The following is an 18,860-nucleotide window of genomic DNA, read 5'->3' as shown; positions in this document are numbered from 1 at the left end:
GGATCCGGCTGTCGGACCGGTGTTCTAGTCTCCCGGCATGTCGTGGACGCGGAACCTGCTCGCCGCGCTCGCGGTCTGTGTCCTGCTGCTGACCGGATCCGTGGGCTGCGGCTCCAGTGATGCCCGGAAACAGGGGGAGAGCGGGGCGTCGCCCTCACCGGTGGGCAAGATCCTCGACGACACCGACGACGACGGACGGCACTACCGCGAGGTGGACGAGGGCAGCGCGCCCGAGGTCGGCATCGAGGTGCAGCCGGACCCGGACGGCGGCGACGGCAGCTGGGACGTACGGCTGACCGTCCGCGGCTTCCGCTTCTCGCCCGCCGGTACGAAGGCGCAGGCGGTGGCCGGCCGCGGGTTCGCGTACCTCTTCGTGGACGGCCGTCCCGTCACCGGGCTGCGCACCCCCGAGTACCGCCTCCCGGCCGACCTCGTCCCGCGCGGCACGCACAAGGTCACCGTCCGCCTGTACGCCGACGACGGCACGGTGTGGGCGGTGGACGGCGACCCCGTCGAGCGCACGGCCGACATCACGTCATCAAAGGCCCCGGCGACCGTGACGCCGACGTCGACCGCGTCCACCGCGGCACCGAGTGCGCCGGGCGCCGGGCTCCGTACAGGGGGGCGAGGTTCACCGGACCGAGGCGGAAAGGCATCATGAAGACCGTGCCCCACCCAGAATCGCTTCGCCGGGCGCCCGTGCAGCGGCGCAGCGCCGAACGGCTCACCAGGATCCTCGACGCCTGCGCCGACCTCCTCGACGAGGTCGGCTACGACGACCTGAGCACGCGGGCCGTCGCCCAGCGCGCGGGCGTTCCCATCGGCTCGGTCTACCGCTTCTTCGGCAACAAACGCCAGATGGCCGACGCCCTCGCCCAGCGCAACCTCGAGCGCTACACCGCCCGTGTCGCCGAGCGCCTGAAGGAGGCCGGGGACGGAGGCTGGCGGGTGGCGATGGATGCCGTGCTCGACGAGTACCTCGCCATGAAGCGCACCGCGCCCGGCTTCTCCCTCGTCGACTTCGGCAACCAGATCCCGGTCGGAACCCGCGGTGAACCCAACCATCGCGTCGCCGACCGCCTCACCGACCTGCTCTCCGGCTACCTGGACCGCGAGCCGGACGAAGATCTGCGCCGCGTCTTCCTCATCGCCGTCGAGACCGCCGACACCCTGGTCCACCTCGCCTTCCGGGTGGCGCCGGAGGGTGACGAGCGGATCATCGAGGAGGCGCGGGAGTTGTTGCGGGCGTATCTGGCGCGGGTGCTGGACTGACCCGGTCGGCGGGTGGCTCGCGAATTTCCGACCTCGTCACCGGCGAGGACTCCCCTCCGTGCGTACCGGTCGGTATGCTCGGCGGAGTCCGCGCGTCACCGCTGCCGCCACCTCGGGAGGACCCGTGTCCCGCACCGCACTGCGCATCTGCCCCCTGTGCGAGGCCACCTGCGGCCTGACGCTCACCATCGAGGGGACGAAGGTCACCGGCGCCCGCGGTGACCGCGACGACGTGTTCAGCAGGGGGTTCATCTGCCCCAAGGGCGCCTCCTTCGGTGCCGTCGACGGCGACCCCGACCGGCTGCGCACCCCGCTCGTGCGCAAGGACGGCGAGCTGCGCGAGGCCACCTGGGAGGAGGCCTTCGACGCGGTCGCCGCCGGTATCCGCCCGGTCGTCGAGCGGTACGGCCCGAACTCGGTGGGCGTCGTGCTCGGCAACCCCAACGTGCACACCATGGCCGGCGCCCTCTACCCGACGGTCCTGCTCGCCGGCCTGCGCACCCGCAGCCTCTTCACCGCGTCCACGGTCGACCAGATGCCCAAGCACGTCTCCAGCGGCCTGCTCTACGGCGACGCCAACGCGATCCCCGTCCCGGACCTGGACCACACCGACCACCTGCTCCTCATCGGCGCCAACCCCCTGGAGTCCAACGGCAGCCTGTGCACCGCCCCCGACTTCCCCGGCAAGCTGAAGGCGCTCAAGGCCCGCGGCGGCACCCTCACCGTCATCGACCCGCGCCGCACCCGCACCGCGAAACTCGCCGACCGGCACATCGCGATCCGGCCCGGCACGGACGCGCTGCTGCTCGCCGCGATGGCGTACACGCTCTTCGAGGAAGGCCTCGCCGATCCGCGGGAGCTGACCCCGCACCTCCAGGGGCTCGACGAACTCCGGGACGCCGTACGGGACTTCACCCCCGAAGCGGTCGCCGACGCCTGCGACGTGGACGCCGGCACGATCCGCACCCTCGCCCGCGAACTCGCCGCCGCCCCCACCGCCGCCGTATACGGCCGTATCGGCAGCTGCACCGTCCCGCACGGCACGTTGGCCAGCTGGCTGGTCGACGTGCTGAACATCCTCACCGGCAACCTCGACCGCCCCGGCGGCGCCCTCTTCCCGCAGGCGGCCACCGACAGGACGCCGCGCCCCGCCGGGCCCGGCCACGGCTTCGCGCTCGGGCGCTGGCGCTCCCGGGTCGGGCAGCACCCCGAGGCGAAGGGCGAGCTGCCGCTGTCCGTGCTCGCCGAGGAGATCGACACCGCCACCGCGGAGGGCGAGCCGATCCGGGCGCTCATCGCCGTCGCCGCCAACCCCGTCCTGTCGGCCCCCGACGGCGACCGCCTCGACAAGGGCCTCGGCTCGCTCGACTTCATGGTCAGCGTCGACCCGTACCTCAACGAGACCTCGCGCCACGCCCACGTCGTGCTGCCGCCGCCCCCGCCCTCGCAGAGCCCGCACCACGACTTCGCCTTCAACACCCTCGCCGTCCGCAACCAGGTCCGCTACACCCGCCCCGCCGTGCCGCTGGAGCCCGGTCGCATGGCCGAGACCGAGATCCTCGCCCGGCTGATCCTCGCTGCCACCGGCATGCACGGCGCCGATCCGTCCGCGGTCGACGACCTGGTCATCGGCCAGACCCTCGGCAAGGCCGTCAAGGAAGCGCACTCGACCGTCCACGGGCGTGACCCCCACGAACTCGCCGCACAGCTCACCGGCGTCAACGGCCCCGAGCGGCGCCTCGACATGATGCTGCGCCTCGGCCCCTACGGCGACGGCTTCGGCGTACGACTCGACGGGCTGAACCTGGACAAGCTGCTCGCGCATCCGCACGGCATCGACCTCGGCCCGCTGAAGTCCCGGCTGCCGCAGCCGCTGAAGACCGTCAGCGGCAAGGTCGAGCTGCTGCCCCAGCCCCTCGCCGACGACCTGCCCCGCCTGCGCGAGGCCCTGCGCGAGCGCCCCGACGGACTCGTCCTCGTCGGCCGCCGGCATCTGCGCTCCAACAACAGCTGGATGCACAACGTGCCCGCCCTCACCGGCGGCACCAACCGCTGCACCCTGCACATCCACCCCGAGGACGCCGAGCGGCTCGGGGTGCGGGACGGGGCGCCCGTGCGGGTCAAGGGCGCCGGGGGAGAGGTCACCGCCCCCGCGGAGGTCACCGACAGCGTGCGTCCGGGCGTCGTCAGCCTGCCGCACGGCTGGGGACACAACCGGCCCGGCACCCGGCTGAGCCACGCCTCCATCACCCCCGGCGTCAACGTCAACCAGCTCCTCGACGGCAGCATGCTCGACCCCCTGTCGGGCAATGCGGTCCTCAACGGCGTACCGGTGCTGCTTTTTCCCGGGGACTGTGACATCAGCGGCTCCGCCGCGGGCCCCCGGACCCCCAGCAGAAAAGCAGGTCGGCGAGCATGACCGGCGCGGACATCGCGCGGCGGAACTTGAGCGAAACCGGCCACCACGACGATGCTGTGAGCAGCGCAAAGCCCTGACCAGCAGTTTTGCGCTTATTGCTCGCACGTCAACGTCTTGTTAACGCCACTTGAAGAGACCTAACGTCGTCGCACCCCCGGCCCTCGTGGGATGTTCAAGGGCGAACGTTAGGTATCCACTCATGCTGACCATTCTTGGCTTCGCCATGATCGCGACCTTCCTGGTCCTGATCATGATGAAGAAGATGTCGCCGATCGCGGCGCTCGTGCTGATCCCCGCACTCTTCTGTGTGTTCGTCGGAAAGGGAGCGAAGCTCGGCGACTACGTCATCGACGGAGTCACCAGCCTCGCCCCCACCGCGGCAATGCTGATGTTCGCGATCGTCTACTTCGGTGTGATGATCGACGTCGGCCTCTTCGACCCGATCGTTCGAGGCATCCTGAAGTTCTGCAAGGCCGACCCGCTGCGCATCGTCGTCGGCACCGCCCTCCTCGCGGCCATCGTGTCGCTCGACGGCGACGGCTCGACCACCTTCATGATCACCGTCTCGGCGATGTACCCCCTGTACAAGCGCCTGAAGATGAGCCTGGTCGTGATGACCGGTGTCGCCGCCATGGCCAACGGCGTGATGAACACGCTGCCCTGGGGCGGCCCGACCGCCCGCGCCGCCACCGCGCTGAAGCTGGACGCCAGCGACATCTTCGTGCCGATGATCCCGGCCCTCGCCGTCGGCCTGCTGTTCGTCTTCGCGCTCTCTTACGTCCTCGGCCGCCGCGAGCGCAAGCGGCTCGGCGTGCTGACGCTGGACGAGGTCCTGGTGGAGGAGAAGGCCGAGGAGAAGGAGTCCGAGACCGTCCTGGTCGGCGCCGGCGCCGGCGCCGGCGCCGGCAAGGGCAACGGCACGGGCAAGGGCTCCCTGCCCACCGGCGGCGCCGGCGCCGCTGCCGACGCCGACGACGACGAGCCCGAGATGCAGGTCCTCGACCCGAACCGGACCACGCTGCGCCCCAAGCTGTACTGGTTCAACGCGCTGCTCACGGTCACGCTGCTCACCGCCATGATCATGGAGTGGCTGCCGATCCCGGTGCTGTTCCTGCTCGGCGCTGCCCTCGCACTCACCGTCAACTTCCCGCACATGCCCGACCAGAAGGCCCGCCTCGGCGCCCACGCCGAGAACGTCCTCAACGTCTCCGGCATGGTCTTCGCCGCCGCCGTCTTCACCGGCGTCCTGCAGGGCACCGGCATGGTCGACCACATGGCCAAGTGGGTCGTGGGCAACATCCCCGACGGCATGGGCCCGCACATGGCGCTCGCGACCGGTCTGCTGAGCATCCCGTTCACGTACTTCATGTCCAACGACGGCTTCTACTTCGGCATCCTCCCGGTGCTCGCGGAGGCCGGACAGGCCCACGGAGTCTCCAGCCTGGAGATCGCCCGCGCCTCGCTCATCGGCCAGCCGCTGCACATGTCGAGCCCGCTCGTGCCGGCCGTCTACGTCCTGGTCGGCATGGCGAAGGTCGAGTTCGGCGACCACACCAGGTTCGTGGTCAAGTGGGCCGCGCTGACATCCCTGGTGGTCCTCGGGGCAGGCATTCTGTTCGGCATCATCTGACCCTTGAGGGAGGTCACTTCCATGAGGCCCGGTGGGAACCGCGGCTGGCTGCTCCGCCTGGTCATCGCCTTCAGCTTCGCGCAGGGGGCGGTGTCGATGGCCCGGCCCGCCGTGTCCTACCGGGCCCTTGCGCTGGGCGCGGACGAGCGGGCGATCGGTGTGATCGCGGGTGTGTACGCCCTGCTCCCGCTGTTCGCCGCCGTCCCGCTGGGCCGCCGCACCGACCACGGCCGCTGTGCGCCGCTGCTGCCCGTCGGCGTCGTGCTGATATCGGGCGGCTGCGCGCTGAGCGGCATCGCCAACTCCCTCTGGGCGATGGCGGTCTGGAGCGGTGTGATGGGCCTCGGCCACCTCTGCTTCGTCATCGGCGCCCAGTCGCTCGTCGCCCGCCAGTCCGCCCCGCACGAACAGGACCGCAACTTCGGCCACTTCACCATCGGCGCCTCCCTCGGCCAGCTGGTCGGCCCGATCGCCGCGGGCGCGCTGATCGGCGGCCGGGACATGGCGGGCACGAGCGCCTTCGCGCTGCTGGTGGCGGGCGCGGGCGGCGCGGTCGCGCTCACCTCGCTGTGGCGCATAGAGAGCCGTACGACGTCCAAGTCCCGCAAGGAACAGGGCGAACGGGTGCCCGTGCAGCGCATCCTGCGTGCCCGGGGCGTGCCCGCCGGCATCTTCATCAGCCTCGCCGTGCTGTCCGCGACCGACATCCTCACCGCCTACCTCCCGGTGGTCGGCGAGCACCGGGGCATCGCGCCCTCCGTGATCGGCGTGCTGCTCAGCTTGCGCGCGGCGGCCACCATCGCGTGCCGGCTGGTCCTGACGCCCCTGCTGCGGCTGCTCGGCCGCACCCTGCTGCTGACCGTGACCTGTCTGCTGGCGGCCCTGCTCTGCGCCGGGATCGCACTGCCGGTGCCGGTGTGGGCGCTGGCCCTGATGCTGGCGGTGCTGGGTTTCTGCCTCGGTGTCGGCCAGCCGCTGTCCATGACGACGGTCGTCCAGGCGGCCCCCGACGGCGCCCGCTCCACCGCCCTCGCCCTGCGCCTGACCGGCAACCGCCTCGGCCAGGTGGCCGCCCCGGCGTCGGCCGGCCTGGTCGCCGGCATCGCGGGGGTGGCGGCGCCGTTCGTGATGCTGGGGGCGCTGTTGCTGCTGTCGGCAGGGACAGCGCTGCGTACGCCGGGGCGGCCCGAGGGGCCCGGGGCGGGCGTGCGGGAGCGGCCGAAGCGCTCGCGATTCCGCCGGACGAGTGGGATCTGACGACGCGCCGGGCCTCGTGCGGCGAGTCGCCGTGCACGTGAAGCAGAGTCAGGCGAAAGAACGATTTGTATGAAAATCGTCTGAATCTGAGGAGCGTGTATGCCCACCCTGACACCCTCACGAAGCTTCCGCGCCCGTGCGGGCGCCACTGTCGTCCTCACCGCCCTTGCCGCGGCGGGCGCGTCGTGGGTGGCGGCGCCGACCGCGTCGGCCCAGGCGAACGGCGACATCCGGATCCATGGCGAGGGCATGCCCTACGGCACGCCGGATGACGAGGCGGTGGTCTGCAGGTTCTACCTCGACGCCGTCAACTTCGACACTCTCCCCTCGATCGAGTACACGATCACGCCGCAGCCTCCGCTGCCCAGTGCCGCTACCGTCACCGGCACCATCCAGCTCGCAGGGGGCGCCGGTCACACCGACTTGCTGGGGCTGGCGGACGGGCAGTACATGATCACCTGGACCGTGGACGTCACCAACACCAAGCGAAAGCTCTTCCGTGTCAAGTGCGGCGACAGGCGGGAAGGAAGGAAGGGTCCGGAGGGGCGCATCGAGGACCACCAGCACCACGACGAGGGATGGGGGCGCGGCGACCACGGCCCGAAGGGCGGTGTGCACGCGGGCGGTGGTGGCCTCGTCGACACCGCGGCCGCGTACGCACCGGTGACCGCCGCGGCAGCCGTGGGCCTGGTCGCCGTCGGTGGCACCGCATATGTCCGCAGGACCCGCCGGCGGCCCGATGGTGCCGCGTAGGCGCAGACGCAGGCGCTGGTACCGGACCCGCGCCTACCGCCTTGCCAGGACGGCCGTGCTTGCGGTCGTCCTGGTACTGGTGGTGGTGCGGTGTGACGGACATGGCACGCCGACCGCGCCGGACGGTACCCACGGCCCCGGCACCCTGGCCGCGGACCCCGCCCACGCCGACTCCTCCGCCGGGCCGACACCCCCGCCCCGCCCCTTGCCGCGCTCGAGGCCCACGTCCGTCCGTATCCCGGCCCTGGGCATCGACGCCCCGATCATGGGCCTCGGGCTCGACGCGAACGAGGAGTTGGAGACGCCCCCCATCGACAAACCGAACATCATCGGCTGGTACAAGGGCGGCCCCACACCCGGCGAGCCCGGCACCGCCATCGCCGTCGGCCACCGCGACACCACGACCGGTGCCGCCGTGTTCGCCGGGCTCGCCTCGGTGAAGCCCGGCAAGAAGATCGAGGCGCGGCGCGCGGACGGCCGTACCGCCGTGTACACCGTGGACCGGGTGAAGGTCTACGACAAGGCGGGCTTCCCCGACAAGGAGGTCTACGGCCCGACCCGGCGCCCGGAACTCCGCGTGATCACCTGCGGTGGCCTGTTCAGCAGGCGAGTGGGTTACACGAGCAACGTGGTGGTCTTCGCCCACCTGACCGCGACCCGCGAGCCGCCCCGGACGGCGACCCCGGACGCGTCCCGGACGGCGATTCCCGAGCCGTCTCGGACGGGGGTTCCTGAGCCGTCCCGGATGGGGGTTCCTGAGCCGTCCCGGGCGGGGATTCCCGAGTCGCCCGCGACGGCGACCCCCGAGTCATCCCGGGTGGTGATCCCCGAAGCCCTGCGGCCGGCTGTGCCCCAGGCCGCCCAAACGCTCGACCAGTTCCCCCAGGCGCCTGGCCGGCTCTTCCAGGTGCTCGGCCCGCGCTGAATCCGGGCGTCCGCCTTCTCACTTGCTGGACCCAGGCGTCCGGTCCTGTCCAGTCTCTTCCCCGGCCGCCTACATTCCGTTAGCTTCCGTGACCCACACGCCCCGTACGACCCGCACGAGGCGTACCGACCGCGGAGCACCAGGGCCTGTCCGGCGGATCAGGCCGGCTGCAAGAAACAGTGCAGACCGACGACAACGCGGCAGATGCGCGTGCCAGGCACCGCGTCGCCGGCATGATCCGCCGGACACACCCTGGCGCCTGAATCAGCCCTCGGGGGCAGCAGCCATGACACGCGCCATCTCTCTGCACGACGTGAGCAAGTCCTATACGCGAGGCGTCCGCGTCGTGGACCGGCTCTCGCTGGACATCGAGCCCGGTGAGTTCCTCGTCCTGCTCGGGCCCTCCGGCTGCGGCAAGTCCACCGTGCTCAGGATGATCGCCGGTCTGGAGGAGATCGACGAGGGCGAGTTGCTGCTGGACGGCGAGTACGCCAACGACCTGCTGCCCGCCGCGCGGCACATGGCGATGGTCTTCCAGAACTTCGCCCTCTATCCGAGCATGACCAGCCGCGACAACATCGGCTTCCCGCTGCGCATCGAGGCACCCGGCGCGGACCCGCGCCCCCGCGTGGACGCCACCGCCCGCATGCTGGGCATCGAGGACCTCCTCGACCGCTTCCCCGCCCAGCTCTCCGGCGGTGAACGCCAGCGCGTGGCCATGGGCCGGGCCATCGCCCGCCACCCCACCGCGTTCCTGATGGACGAGCCGCTGTCCAACCTCGACGCCAAGCTCCGAGGCCACCTGCGCGCCGAGATCTCCGGGCTCACCCGGAAGCTGGGCGTCACCACGGTGTACGTCACCCACGACCAGGCCGAGGCGATGTCGCTCGGCGACCGGGTCGCCGTCCTGCGCGGTGGCGTCCTGCAGCAGGTCGGCACCCCGCGCTCGGTGTACGCCCTGCCCCGCAACGTCTTCGTCGCCGCCTTCATCGGCATCCCGCGCATCAACCTCCTGCGCGGTGTCGTACGCGCCCCGCTCGACGGCGCCATGACCATCAGCCTCGGCAAGCAGTACCTCCGCCTGCCCGAACCCCTGTCCCTGGACCACCAGTTGCTCCGCGTCCAGCAGGGCCGCGAGGTCATCGTGGGCCTGCGCTCCGAGGCGGTCCGCATCGCCAAACCCTCCGCGGCCGGCCCCGGCGAGGTGCACATCACCGGCCTGGTCGAGCACGTGGAGTTCCAGGGGCACGAGGTCCTCGTCCACTTCAACACCGGCTCGCGCCCCGCGGTCGTACCCGACCTCGAAGCGCCGCGTGTCGCGGCCCGGCCCACGAGGCGCCGTCGCCGTGCGGGCGGCCGGGACGGCACGGTCCTGGACCGGCTGCGGGAACGCGCGGGCGCCCTGCGCGCCGGGCCGGTCGTGGTCCTCGACCAGTCGGCCGACGCCGCCCCCGATCCGGCGCCGCCCGAGGGCCGCCTCCCCGGTGACCTCATCGTCCGCACCACGCCCGACATCGACTTCCGCCACGGCATGCAGGTCCCTCTCCTCGTCGACCTCGCCCACCTGTTCGTCTTCGACCAGCACGGGGAACGCATCTGCCCGGCGCCGGCGCGGTTGCCCGATCTGGAGGAGTGAAGTTCGCCCGGAACAGGTACGTATGGGCACATGACTGTGCAACTCACCCGAACCCGGGCCGCCTTGACGGTGTCCGGTCTGCTGCTGGCCGTCGGCGCGCCGACCGCGTACGCCAACCTCGACGACAGCGCCACCCCGTCGCCGGCCGCCGCGTCCTCCGCGCCGTCCCGGGGGGAGCCGTACGTCGAGACGCAGCTGTTCTTCGGCACCGCGCGCCCCGACGGCGGTCCGGCCGTCACCGGCAAGCAGTTCATGGCGTTCGTCGACAAGGAGGTCACGCCGGACTTTCCGGACGGGCTGACGGTGCAGAGCGGGCGCGGGCAGTGGCGGGACGTGAACGGCACGATCGAGAAGGAGCGGTCGTACGAGCTGATCCTGCTCTATCCGCGCACGCAGGCGCAGAGCAGCGACCGCAAGATCGAGGAGATCCGCCGCGCCTACGAGAAGGCCTTCGGCCAGGAGGCGGTGGCGAGGGTGGACGACGAGGCGCGCGTCGACTTCTGATGTCATGGGCCGTGCGCCGGAGCACACGTCGATACGGCTGGCGCACAAAAACTAACGCCGCTAGTTTATGAGCCGGATGACTGTGGCCCGCCCTGGAGGAAGCGCAATGAAGGCACACGACGGCATGTACATCGACGGCGCCTGGCACCCCGCTGCGGGCCGGGACGTGATCGAGGTGGTCAACCCGGCCGACGAGCAGGTCATCGGCCGGGTCCCGGCCGGCACCGCCGAGGACGTCGACACCGCCGTACGGGCCGCCCGCGCCGCCCTCCCGGGCTGGGCCGCGACCCCGCCCGCCGAACGGGCCGCGCGGCTGGCCGCCCTCCGGGACGTACTGGAGGCCCGCAAGGACGAGATCGCCGAGACGGTCACCGCGGAGCTCGGCTCGCCGCTGAAGTTCTCGCAGGGGGTGCACGCGGGCGTGCCGATCGCGGTCGCGGGCTCGTACGCCGAGCTGGCGGCGACGTACGCCTTCGAGGAGAAGGTCGGCAACTCGACCGTCCACCACGAGCCCATCGGCGTGGTCGGCGCCATCACGCCCTGGAACTACCCGCTCCACCAGATCGTCGCCAAGGCCGCCCCCGCGCTGGCGGCGGGCTGCACGGTGGTGCTGAAGCCCGCCGAGGACACCCCGCTGGTCGCCCAGCTCTTCGCCGAGGCGGTGCACGAGGCCGGCGTCCCTGCGGGCGTCTTCAACCTGGTCACCGGTCGCGGCCCGGTCGCGGGCCAGGCGCTCGCCGAGCACCCGGGCGTCGACCTGGTCTCCTTCACCGGCTCCACGGCCGTCGGCCGGCAGATCGCCGCGGTGGCCGGAGCGGCGATCAAGAAGGTCGCCCTGGAGCTGGGCGGCAAGTCCGCCAACGTCATCCTGCCGAGCGCCGACCTGGCCAAGGCCGTCAACGTCGGCGTCGCCAACGTCATGTCCAACTCCGGGCAGACATGCAGCGCGTGGACGCGGATGCTGGTGCACCGGGACCAGTACGACGAGGCCGTGGAGCTGGCCGCGGCCGCCGCCGCGAAGTACGGCGAGCGCATCGGGCCGGTGGTGAGCGCCAAGCAGCAGGAGCGGGTGCTCGGCTACGTCGAGAAGGGCGTCGCCGAAGGGGCGCGGCTGGTCGCGGGCGGTACCGAAGCGCCGCGCGAGCAGGGCTACTTCGTCAGCCCGACCGTCTTCGCCGACGTGACGCCCGAGATGACCATCGCGCAGGAGGAGATCTTCGGCCCGGTCCTGTCGATCCTGAAGTACGAGGACGAGGAGGACGCCCTGCGGATCGCCAACGGCACGGTCTACGGCCTCGCGGGCGCCGTCTGGGCGGGTGAGGAGGCGGAGGCGGTGGCCTTCGCGCGCCGTATGGACACCGGGCAGGTCGACATCAACGGCGGCCGCTTCAACCCGCTCGCACCCTTCGGCGGTTACAAGCAGTCGGGTGTCGGCCGCGAACTCGGCACGCACGGCCTGGCCGAGTACCTCCAGACCAAGTCCCTGCAGTTCTAGGCGTTCCAGTTCCAGGCGTTCCAGTTCCAGGCGTTCCAAGCTTCTCAAGGGAGTCGCTCCTCATGGCCGTCCGTGCCGCCGTCCTGCCCGCCATCGGTGCCCCGCTCGAAGTCACCGAGATCGACCTGCCCGACCCCGGCCCCGGTCAGGTCCGCGTCCGCCTCGCCGCCGCCGGCGTCTGCCACTCCGACCTGTCCCTGTCCAACGGCACCATGCGCGTCCCGGTCCCCGCGGTCCTCGGCCACGAGGGCGCCGGCACGGTCGTGGCCGTGGGGGAGGGCGTCACCCACGTCGCGCCGGGCGACGGCGTCGTCCTCAACTGGGCGCCGTCCTGCGGCAGTTGCCACGCCTGCTCGCTCGGTGAGGTCTGGCTGTGCGCCAACGCGCTGAACGGCGCCGCCGACGTCTACGCCCGTACCGCCGAGGGCACCGACCTCCACCCCGGCCTGAACGTCGCCGCGTTCGCCGAGGAGACGGTCGTGGCGGCCGGCTGCCTGCTGCCGCTCCCGGACGGCGTCCCGCTCACCGACGCCGCCCTGCTGGGCTGCGCCGTCCTCACCGGCTACGGCGCCGTGCACCACTCGGCGCGGGTGCAGCCGGGGGAGACGGTCGCGGTGTTCGGCGTCGGGGGAGTGGGCCTCGCCGCCCTGCAGGCCGCCCGGATCGCGGGCGCCGCGAAGATCGTCGCGGTCGATGTCTCCCCGGAGAAGGAGGAGCTGGCCCGGGCGGCGGGCGCCACGGACTACGTCGTCGCCTCCGAGAACACGGCCCGCGAGATCCGCGCCCTCACCGGCAAGCAGGGAGTCGACGTCGCCGTCGAGTGCGTGGGCCGCGCGACGACGATCCGCACGGCCTGGGACTCCACCCGCCGCGGCGGCCGCACCACGGTCGTCGGCATCGGCGGCAAGGACCAGCAGGTCACCTTCAACGCCCTGGAGATCTTCCACTGGGGCCGCACCCTCTCCGGCTGTGTCTACGGCAACTCCGACCCGGCCCGTGACCTGCCGGTCCTGGCCGAGCACGTCCGCGCGGGCCGCCTGGACCTGGGCGCGCTGGTGACGGAACGGATCGGCCTGGAGGGCATCCCGGCGGCGTTCGAGAACATGCTGGCGGGCAAGGGAGGCCGGGCGCTGGTGATCTTCTAGCGCCTGCCGCCGCACGCCCCGGTCGCCATGCGAGACCGGGGCCTTCGGCATGCCCACGCCCGCTCTTCCGTGCCGTGTACAGGCAAAACTCCTGCTGTGCGACCCGTTGACGTCCATACCGTCCGGTCAGTACGTTCCCCGGAACCCGAGCTACCCCCCGTTCCGTCCCCCGCACCCATCGGAGTGTGCACGCATGGACACGGCACCTTCCGCCCAGCCGCTCACCCCTACCGCTCCCGCAGTCGGCAACCGCCGCCGCGTAGCCACCGCCGCAGCCCTCGCCTCGGCCGTCGAGTGGTACGACTACTTCGTCTTCGGCATCGCCGCCGCACTGGTCCTCGGCGATCTGTACTTCCCCGCAGGCAGCTCCACCGCTGGAGTGCTCGCCTCCTTCGCCACCTTCGCCGTCGGCTTCCTGGCCCGCCCCCTCGGCGGCATCGTCGCGGGCCAGCTCGGCGACAAGCGCGGCCGCAAGCCGATGCTGGTCCTCGCGCTCACCCTGATGGGCCTCGCCACCACCGGCATCGGCCTGCTCCCGACGTACGACACGATCGGCGTCGCCGCGCCGATTCTGCTGGTTCTCTTCCGCGTGCTGCAGGGCATCGCCGTCGGCGCCCAGTGGGGCGGCGCGATGCTGATGGCCACCGAGTACGCCCCCGAAGGCAAGCGCGGTGTCTACGGCAGCTTCGTCCAGCTCGGCGTCCCCATCGGCGTGGTGACCGCCAACACGGTGTTCCTGCTGGCCGGAGCGTTCACGACCGACTCCCAGTTCGCGGCCTGGGGCTGGCGCGCGCCGTTCCTCGTCGGCCTGTTCGTCCTCGTGCTCGCCTGGTACATCCACACCCGCGTCGAGGAGACCCCCGAATTCCGGGAGGCGGAGAAGAAGCTGGCCGAGCAGGAGAAGGCCGAGCAGACCTCCCCGCTGCGCACGATCCTGCGCGGCCACCTCGGCACGGTGCTCCTCGCCGGCGGCTCCTTCGCCGTGAACACCGCGACCTTCTACATCATCATCACCGGGGTGCTCGACTACACGACCCGCGAACTCGGCATGAAGAGGAGCGCCGTCCTCACCGTCTCGCTCTGCATCAGCCTCACGCAGCTGGTGCTGATCCCGGCCGCCGCCGCGCTCTCGGACAAGATCGGCCGTATCCGCATCTACGCGCTCGGCGCGGCCGGCATCGGCCTGTGGGCCGTACCGCTGTTCCTGCTGATCGACACCGGGTCGCTGCTGTGGCTGGCGGTCGGCACGTTCGTCGCCAGCTGTTTCCTCAGCATCATGTACGGCCCCCAGGCGGCCCTGTTCGCCGAGCTGTTCACGCCCGAGATGCGCTACACGGGCGCCTCCCTCGGCTACCAGATCGCGGCCGTGCTCGGCGGTGGCCTCGCCCCGTTCGTGATGGTGCTGCTGCTGGAGGCCACGGGCACCTCGATGGCGGTCTCCGGCTACATCATCGGCCTTTCAGTGATCGCCCTGCTGTCCATCAAGGTCCTTGCGGACAGGGCGCGTTCTCGCTGATTCCGGCCGATTCCCGCTGATTCACGCGGATTCACGCTGATTCGCGGGTCTGCTCGGGTTGTGGCGCGGCCGCCACGACCCGAGCAGACCGCGTCCGGGACCGCGACACGGCGACCCCGGCCAGGCACAGCGCCCCGCCCGCCAGCGTGAGCAGCCCCGGCACCTCGCCCAGCGCCAGCCAGGACATCAGCACGACCAGCGCGGGCACCGCGTATGTGGTCGCGCCCATGCGGCTGGCGGTCGTACGGGCCAGGGCGTACGCCCAGGTCGTGAAGGCGAGGGCCAGCGAAAAGACGCCCAGATAGACCAGGTTGAGGGTCGCGGAGACGGAGGCATCGGCCGCGTCGTGGATGAGCTGCCCGCTGAAAGGCAGGCAGGCGACCGCGCCGACCAGACACCCGAACGTCGTCACCTGGAGCGGGCTCGCATGACCCAGTGCCGGCTTCTGCGCCACGACACCGCCTGCGTACCCGACCGCGGCGAGCAGACACAGCACCACGCCGAGCACCGAGGAACCGCCCCCGCCCGACATCGACAGACCCACGGCCACCGCACCGGCGAACGACACCGCCATCCCCGCCAGCAACCGAGGCGGCATCGGGTCACCGAGCAGCCGTGCGCCCAGCAGTGCGATGAGGATGGGTCCGATGTTCACGACGAGAGCCGCCGTACCGGCGTCCACCTGCTGCTCGCCCCAGTTCAGGGCGACGCTGTAGAAGCCGAACCACAGCAGACCCGATATCGCGATCCCCCGCCAGGCCGACCGCGGAGGCAGCCCCTCCCGACGGACGAGGCAGATCCCGCCCAGCACCACAGCACCGACGAGCAGCCGCCCCAGCGCGAGCGCGCCCGGCGAGTACTCGGAGCCCGCGCTGCGGATGGAGACGAAGGCGGAGGCCCAGAGAACGACGGTGACGGTGGCGGCGCCGGTGGCGAGCAGTTCCGTACGGCGTGAGGGGCGGGCGGCGGAGACGTTCATCATGCTCCAGAGGCTAGGAGAGGAAGGTTCGGGAGGCTCGCGTATTTCGGACGGGGTGCTGGCCTCGCGCCCCTCAAGGGGCGCGGGGCTGTATCGATCTGCGGCTCCGCCGCGTGGGCGCGACCAGCCCCCACACACCCGCAGTCGGCGTACAACAAGGCCCCCACCCCATCGGGCCGTCGGGCTCACCGCAGTGCCCCCGCCGCAATACCGAGCAGCTCCTGCAGTGCCCGCTCACCCGACGGAGTCACCTTCACCGCCCGCTCCGAGCCGATGCGTACGCACCAGCCCTCGTCGAAGGCGTGCCGGCACAGTGCCGCGCCCGCGATGCCTGCGAGGTGTGACCGACGTTCGGTCCAGTCCAGGCAGGCGCGCGCCAGCGGTCGGCGGCCGGTGCGGTCGAGGTGGATGCCGGCGGAGTCGAACCAGCCGAGGCCGGCGTCGGTGAGGGCGAACCCGGTGTCCTGCCGCAGCAGCCCGCGCACGGTCAGCGCATCCGTGACCGCGATGCCGAGCCGCCCTGCCAGATGGTCGTAGCAGGTGCGCCCCCGCGCCATGGCGGACCCCACGCTGGACTCCCGTAGATTCCGGGGCCGTTGGACCGCACCCGGAGCCACCTGCGCGGCCAGGTCCTCCACCAGCTGGGCGACCCGCGCGTCGGCCAGCCGTACATACCGGTGCCGCCCCTGCCGCTCCTCGGCCAGCAGCCCGCCCGCGACGAGCTTGCTCAGATGCTCGCTGAGCGTCGACGCGGCGACCCCGGCGTGCCGCGCCAGCTCACCGGCGGTCCACGCCCGCCCGTCGAGCAGTGCCAGCAGACAGGCGGCCCGGGTCTCGTCGGCGATGAGCCCGGCGAGCCGGGCCAGCTGAGGTGCCTGCGGATCCCTGGTGGTCATGCGTCCCAGCATGCTGCACGGACACTTCGGCACCCGCCGAACCGTGGCTAGCCGGCCCGCCCGACCTGCTCGTACTGCTGCGCCAACCCGTCCAGCAGCGCCGTGAGGCCCGTCTCGAAGGCCCGTTCGTCGATCTTCTCCTGCTGCTCGGCGAGGAGATGGGCCTGGCCGAGGTGGGGGTAGTCGGCGGGGTCGTACGCGCTCGCGTCGTCCACGAAGCCCCCGGCGAACGAGCCGAGCGCCGAGCCCATGATGAAGTACCGCATCAGCGCGCCGATGGACGTGGCCTGCGCCGGCGGCCAGCCCGCGGCGACCATCGCGCCGTAGACGGCGTCGGCGAGGCGCAGCCCGGCGGGGCGCCGGCCGGGGCCCTGGGCGAGGACCGGGACGATGTTCGGGTGGTCCCGCAGGGCGGCCCGGTAGGAGACGGCCCAGTCGTGCAGCGCGGTCCGCCAGTCCCGGCCGTCCTCGAACATCGACAGATCGACCTGGGCGCTCACCGAGTCGGCGACCGCCTCCAGGATCTCGTCCTTCGTGCGGAAGTGGTTGTAGAGGGACGGCCCGCTCACGCCCAGCTCGGCGGCGAGCCGACGCGTGGAGACGGCCGCGAGGCCCTCCGCGTCGACGAGTTCGCGCGCCGTCTCGACGATCCGGTCGTAGCTGAGGAGGGGCTTGCGCGGTCGGGCCATGGCGCACATAGTAGGGCTGCCGAATAGAAACTAGCAGTGCTAATTTAAATGTACGGCTTTCAATGTACGGCCCCTTCACGGCCACCGTCCGTGGGGAGGGCCACTGTCTGTGGGGTGACTCGGCATGAACCTGGAGCTCAGCGAGGAGCAGACCGCCGTCCGGCAGCTCGCCCGGGACTTCGTGAAGCGCGAGATCGCCCCGAACGTCGTCGCGTGGGACCGTGCCGAGGAAGTGGACCGCGCAGTCGTCAAGAAGCTCGGCGAGGTCGGCTTCCTGGGCCTGACCATCGACGAGGAATACGGCGGCTCGGGCGGCGACCATCTCGCGTACTGCCTGGTCACGGAGGAGCTGGGGCGCGGGGACTCGTCCGTGCGCGGCATCGTCTCCGTCTCGCTCGGCCTGGTCGCCAAGACCATCGCCGCCTGGGGCGACGAGGAGCACAAGCGCCGCTGGCTGCCGGGGCTCACCTCCGGTGAGTACGTCGGCTGCTTCGGGCTCACCGAGCCGGGCACCGGCTCCGACGCGGGCAACCTCGCCACGCGGGCGGTGCGCGACGGCGACGACTACGTGATCAACGGCACCAAGATGTTCATCACGAACGGCACTTGGGCCGACGTCGTCCTGCTCTTCGCCCGCTCCACCGACGCGCCGGGGCACAAGGGCGTCTCGGCCTTCCTCGTCCCCACCGACACCCCCGGCCTGACCCGCCGCACCATCCACGGCAAGCTCGGCCTGCGCGGCCAGGCCACCGCAGAGCTGGTCCTTGAGGACGTACGGGTGCCTGCCGAGGTCATGCTGGGGGAGGAGGGCAAGGGCTTCTCGGTCGCCATGTCGGCCCTGGCGAAGGGCCGGATGTCGGTCGCGGCGGGCTGCGTGGGCCTAGCCCAGGCCGCGCTGGACGCGGCCGTCCGGTACGCCGGTGAACGCGAGCAGTTCGGCAAGCCCATCGCCCGTCACCAGCTGGTCCAGGAGCTGATCAGCGACATCGCCGTCGATGTGGACGCGGCACGGCTGCTGACCTGGCGGGTCGCCGACCTGATCGACCGCGGGCAGCCCTTCGCCGTCGAGTCCTCCAAGGCCAAACTCTTCGCCTCGGAGGCCGCCGTCCGCGCCGCCAACAATGCCCTCCAGGTCTTCGGCGGCTACGGCTACATCGACGAGTACCCGGCGGGCAAGCTGCTGCGCGATGCCCGCGTGATGACCCTCTACGAGGGCACCAGCCAGATCCAGAAGCTGGTCATCGGGCGGGCGCTGACCGGGGTTTCGGCGTTCTGAGTACGTGGCTGAGTATCTCGGCGGATGTGTCCGGCGCCACAACCGCCGACCCTGTTGTCCATGAGTGACACACCGGTCAAGCAGCAGAGCACGGCGGCGTTCTACGGGCAGGCCGTGGCCTCCTTCGCGGTCGCCATGGCCGCCACGGGCGTCGGTATCTACCAGCTGAACGCCGACGCCTGGGTGCGCGGCTTCCTCGCGATCGCGGTTCTGTACCTGGTGACCTCGGCGTTCACCCTCGCGAAGGTGATCCGGGACCGTCAGGAGGCCGGGCAGATCGTGAGCCGGGTGGACCAGGCGCGACTGGAGAAGCTCCTCGCGGAACACGACCCCTTCGAAAAGATCTGACCCAAAGATCCGCCCCTTCGAAAGCTCCGACCCTTCGAAAAGCTCCGAACGGCCACGCTAAGCGCCCGCTCACCTTCAGCGGTATGGTGGTTCCCCTGTCAGCGAGAGGGGCGAGTGAGC

The 18,860-nt window shown here is 71.5% G+C and carries 16 protein-coding genes and 1 pseudogene; 14 read left to right on the top strand and 3 right to left on the bottom strand.

Annotated elements, in window-relative coordinates; genetic code table 11:
• Nucleotides 1–37 precede the first annotated feature (37 nt).
• From ADL12_RS12245 to ADL12_RS12190, 12 genes and pseudogenes are all read left to right on the top strand, one after another.
• Complete coding sequence (locus ADL12_RS12245; protein ID WP_062701479.1) at nucleotides 38–661, top strand: hypothetical protein; 624 nt, start codon at nucleotides 38–40, stop codon at nucleotides 659–661.
• Nucleotides 658–1,272 carry a TetR/AcrR family transcriptional regulator gene (locus ADL12_RS12240; protein WP_062701476.1) on the top strand — a complete coding sequence of 205 codons (615 nt, stop codon included), beginning with the start codon at nucleotides 658–660 and terminating at the stop codon, nucleotides 1,270–1,272. Before ADL12_RS12245 ends, ADL12_RS12240 begins: the two co-directional genes overlap by 4 nt.
• 124 nt (nucleotides 1,273–1,396) lie before the next feature.
• Nucleotides 1,397–3,691: a molybdopterin oxidoreductase family protein gene (locus tag ADL12_RS12235; RefSeq protein WP_079051987.1), complete on the top strand. Its 2,295-nt coding sequence runs from the start codon at nucleotides 1,397–1,399 to the stop codon at nucleotides 3,689–3,691.
• 199 nt (nucleotides 3,692–3,890) lie between these two features.
• Complete coding sequence (locus ADL12_RS12230) at nucleotides 3,891–5,321, top strand: CitMHS family transporter (protein WP_062701474.1); 1,431 nt, start codon at nucleotides 3,891–3,893, stop codon at nucleotides 5,319–5,321.
• Between the two features lie 21 nt (nucleotides 5,322–5,342).
• The gene (locus tag ADL12_RS12225; protein ID WP_062701472.1) at nucleotides 5,343–6,578 is read left to right on the top strand and encodes an MFS transporter; all 1,236 of its coding nucleotides are present in this window, start codon (nucleotides 5,343–5,345) and stop codon (nucleotides 6,576–6,578) included.
• A 99-nt stretch (nucleotides 6,579–6,677) separates the two neighbouring features.
• On the top strand, nucleotides 6,678–7,331 hold the full coding sequence (locus tag ADL12_RS12220; RefSeq protein ID WP_062701470.1) for a hypothetical protein: 654 nt from the start codon (nucleotides 6,678–6,680) through the stop codon (nucleotides 7,329–7,331).
• A pseudogene (locus tag ADL12_RS12215) lies at nucleotides 7,318–7,992 on the top strand (class F sortase); the annotation flags it as partial. The gene ADL12_RS12220 and the pseudogene ADL12_RS12215, both read left to right, overlap by 14 nt.
• A gap of 550 nt (nucleotides 7,993–8,542) precedes the next feature.
• The gene (locus ADL12_RS12210) at nucleotides 8,543–9,892 is read left to right on the top strand and encodes an ABC transporter ATP-binding protein (RefSeq protein WP_062701468.1); all 1,350 of its coding nucleotides are present in this window, start codon (nucleotides 8,543–8,545) and stop codon (nucleotides 9,890–9,892) included.
• Between the two features lie 30 nt (nucleotides 9,893–9,922).
• Entirely contained in the window at nucleotides 9,923–10,396 is a 474-nt protein-coding gene (locus tag ADL12_RS12205; RefSeq protein WP_062701466.1) for a DUF3574 domain-containing protein, read from the top strand.
• 106 nt (nucleotides 10,397–10,502) lie between these two features.
• Nucleotides 10,503–11,891, top strand: coding sequence for an aldehyde dehydrogenase family protein (locus ADL12_RS12200; protein ID WP_062701464.1), 1,389 nt, complete (start codon nucleotides 10,503–10,505; stop codon nucleotides 11,889–11,891).
• A gap of 62 nt (nucleotides 11,892–11,953) precedes the next feature.
• A complete protein-coding gene (locus ADL12_RS12195; protein WP_062701461.1) occupies nucleotides 11,954–13,036 on the top strand; it encodes a Zn-dependent alcohol dehydrogenase in 1,083 nt (360 codons plus the stop codon).
• 193 nt (nucleotides 13,037–13,229) lie between these two features.
• Nucleotides 13,230–14,552, top strand: a complete 1,323-nt coding sequence (locus tag ADL12_RS12190) for an MFS transporter (protein ID WP_062701459.1) — start codon at nucleotides 13,230–13,232, stop codon at nucleotides 14,550–14,552.
• A gap of 31 nt (nucleotides 14,553–14,583) precedes the next feature.
• On the opposite strand, the gene ADL12_RS12185 is transcribed toward ADL12_RS12190, so the two are convergent.
• The 3 genes from ADL12_RS12185 to ADL12_RS12175 form a co-directional block, all read right to left on the bottom strand.
• Nucleotides 14,584–15,534 carry a DMT family transporter gene (locus tag ADL12_RS12185; protein WP_062701458.1) on the bottom strand — a complete coding sequence of 317 codons (951 nt, stop codon included), beginning with the start codon at nucleotides 15,532–15,534 and terminating at the stop codon, nucleotides 14,584–14,586.
• A 182-nt stretch (nucleotides 15,535–15,716) separates the two neighbouring features.
• Entirely contained in the window at nucleotides 15,717–16,427 is a 711-nt protein-coding gene (locus tag ADL12_RS12180; protein ID WP_062701603.1) for an ArsR/SmtB family transcription factor, read from the bottom strand.
• 47 nt (nucleotides 16,428–16,474) lie between these two features.
• The gene (locus ADL12_RS12175; RefSeq protein ID WP_062701455.1) at nucleotides 16,475–17,116 is read right to left on the bottom strand and encodes a TetR/AcrR family transcriptional regulator; all 642 of its coding nucleotides are present in this window, start codon (nucleotides 17,114–17,116) and stop codon (nucleotides 16,475–16,477) included.
• 124 nt (nucleotides 17,117–17,240) lie between these two features.
• Between ADL12_RS12175 and ADL12_RS12170 the strand changes: the two genes are divergently transcribed.
• Both ADL12_RS12170 and ADL12_RS12165 read left to right on the top strand, forming a co-directional pair.
• The gene (locus ADL12_RS12170) at nucleotides 17,241–18,392 is read left to right on the top strand and encodes an acyl-CoA dehydrogenase family protein (RefSeq protein ID WP_062701453.1); all 1,152 of its coding nucleotides are present in this window, start codon (nucleotides 17,241–17,243) and stop codon (nucleotides 18,390–18,392) included.
• Between the two features lie 60 nt (nucleotides 18,393–18,452).
• Complete coding sequence (locus ADL12_RS12165; protein ID WP_062701451.1) at nucleotides 18,453–18,740, top strand: YiaA/YiaB family inner membrane protein; 288 nt, start codon at nucleotides 18,453–18,455, stop codon at nucleotides 18,738–18,740.
• The last annotated feature ends 120 nt before the right edge of the window (nucleotides 18,741–18,860 follow it).

Source organism: Streptomyces regalis (assembly GCF_001509475.1).
Lineage (GTDB): Bacteria > Actinomycetota > Actinomycetes > Streptomycetales > Streptomycetaceae > Streptomyces > Streptomyces regalis.
This window is presented reverse-complemented; position numbering and strand designations above follow the sequence as displayed.

Coding starts and splice junctions, on each gene's coding strand:
- ADL12_RS12245 (WP_062701479.1), top strand. CDS start 38: ATGTCGTGGACGCGGAACCTGCTCGCCGCGCTCGCGGTCTGTGTCCTG.
- ADL12_RS12240 (WP_062701476.1), top strand. CDS start 658: ATGAAGACCGTGCCCCACCCAGAATCGCTTCGCCGGGCGCCCGTGCAG.
- ADL12_RS12230 (WP_062701474.1), top strand. CDS start 3,891: ATGCTGACCATTCTTGGCTTCGCCATGATCGCGACCTTCCTGGTCCTG.
- ADL12_RS12225 (WP_062701472.1), top strand. CDS start 5,343: ATGAGGCCCGGTGGGAACCGCGGCTGGCTGCTCCGCCTGGTCATCGCC.
- ADL12_RS12220 (WP_062701470.1), top strand. CDS start 6,678: ATGCCCACCCTGACACCCTCACGAAGCTTCCGCGCCCGTGCGGGCGCC.
- ADL12_RS12210 (WP_062701468.1), top strand. CDS start 8,543: ATGACACGCGCCATCTCTCTGCACGACGTGAGCAAGTCCTATACGCGA.
- ADL12_RS12205 (WP_062701466.1), top strand. CDS start 9,923: ATGACTGTGCAACTCACCCGAACCCGGGCCGCCTTGACGGTGTCCGGT.
- ADL12_RS12200 (WP_062701464.1), top strand. CDS start 10,503: ATGAAGGCACACGACGGCATGTACATCGACGGCGCCTGGCACCCCGCT.
- ADL12_RS12195 (WP_062701461.1), top strand. CDS start 11,954: ATGGCCGTCCGTGCCGCCGTCCTGCCCGCCATCGGTGCCCCGCTCGAA.
- ADL12_RS12190 (WP_062701459.1), top strand. CDS start 13,230: ATGGACACGGCACCTTCCGCCCAGCCGCTCACCCCTACCGCTCCCGCA.
- ADL12_RS12185 (WP_062701458.1), bottom strand. CDS start 15,534: ATGATGAACGTCTCCGCCGCCCGCCCCTCACGCCGTACGGAACTGCTC.
- ADL12_RS12180 (WP_062701603.1), bottom strand. CDS start 16,427: ATGACCACCAGGGATCCGCAGGCACCTCAGCTGGCCCGGCTCGCCGGG.
- ADL12_RS12175 (WP_062701455.1), bottom strand. CDS start 17,116: ATGGCCCGACCGCGCAAGCCCCTCCTCAGCTACGACCGGATCGTCGAG.
- ADL12_RS12170 (WP_062701453.1), top strand. CDS start 17,241: ATGAACCTGGAGCTCAGCGAGGAGCAGACCGCCGTCCGGCAGCTCGCC.
- ADL12_RS12165 (WP_062701451.1), top strand. CDS start 18,453: ATGAGTGACACACCGGTCAAGCAGCAGAGCACGGCGGCGTTCTACGGG.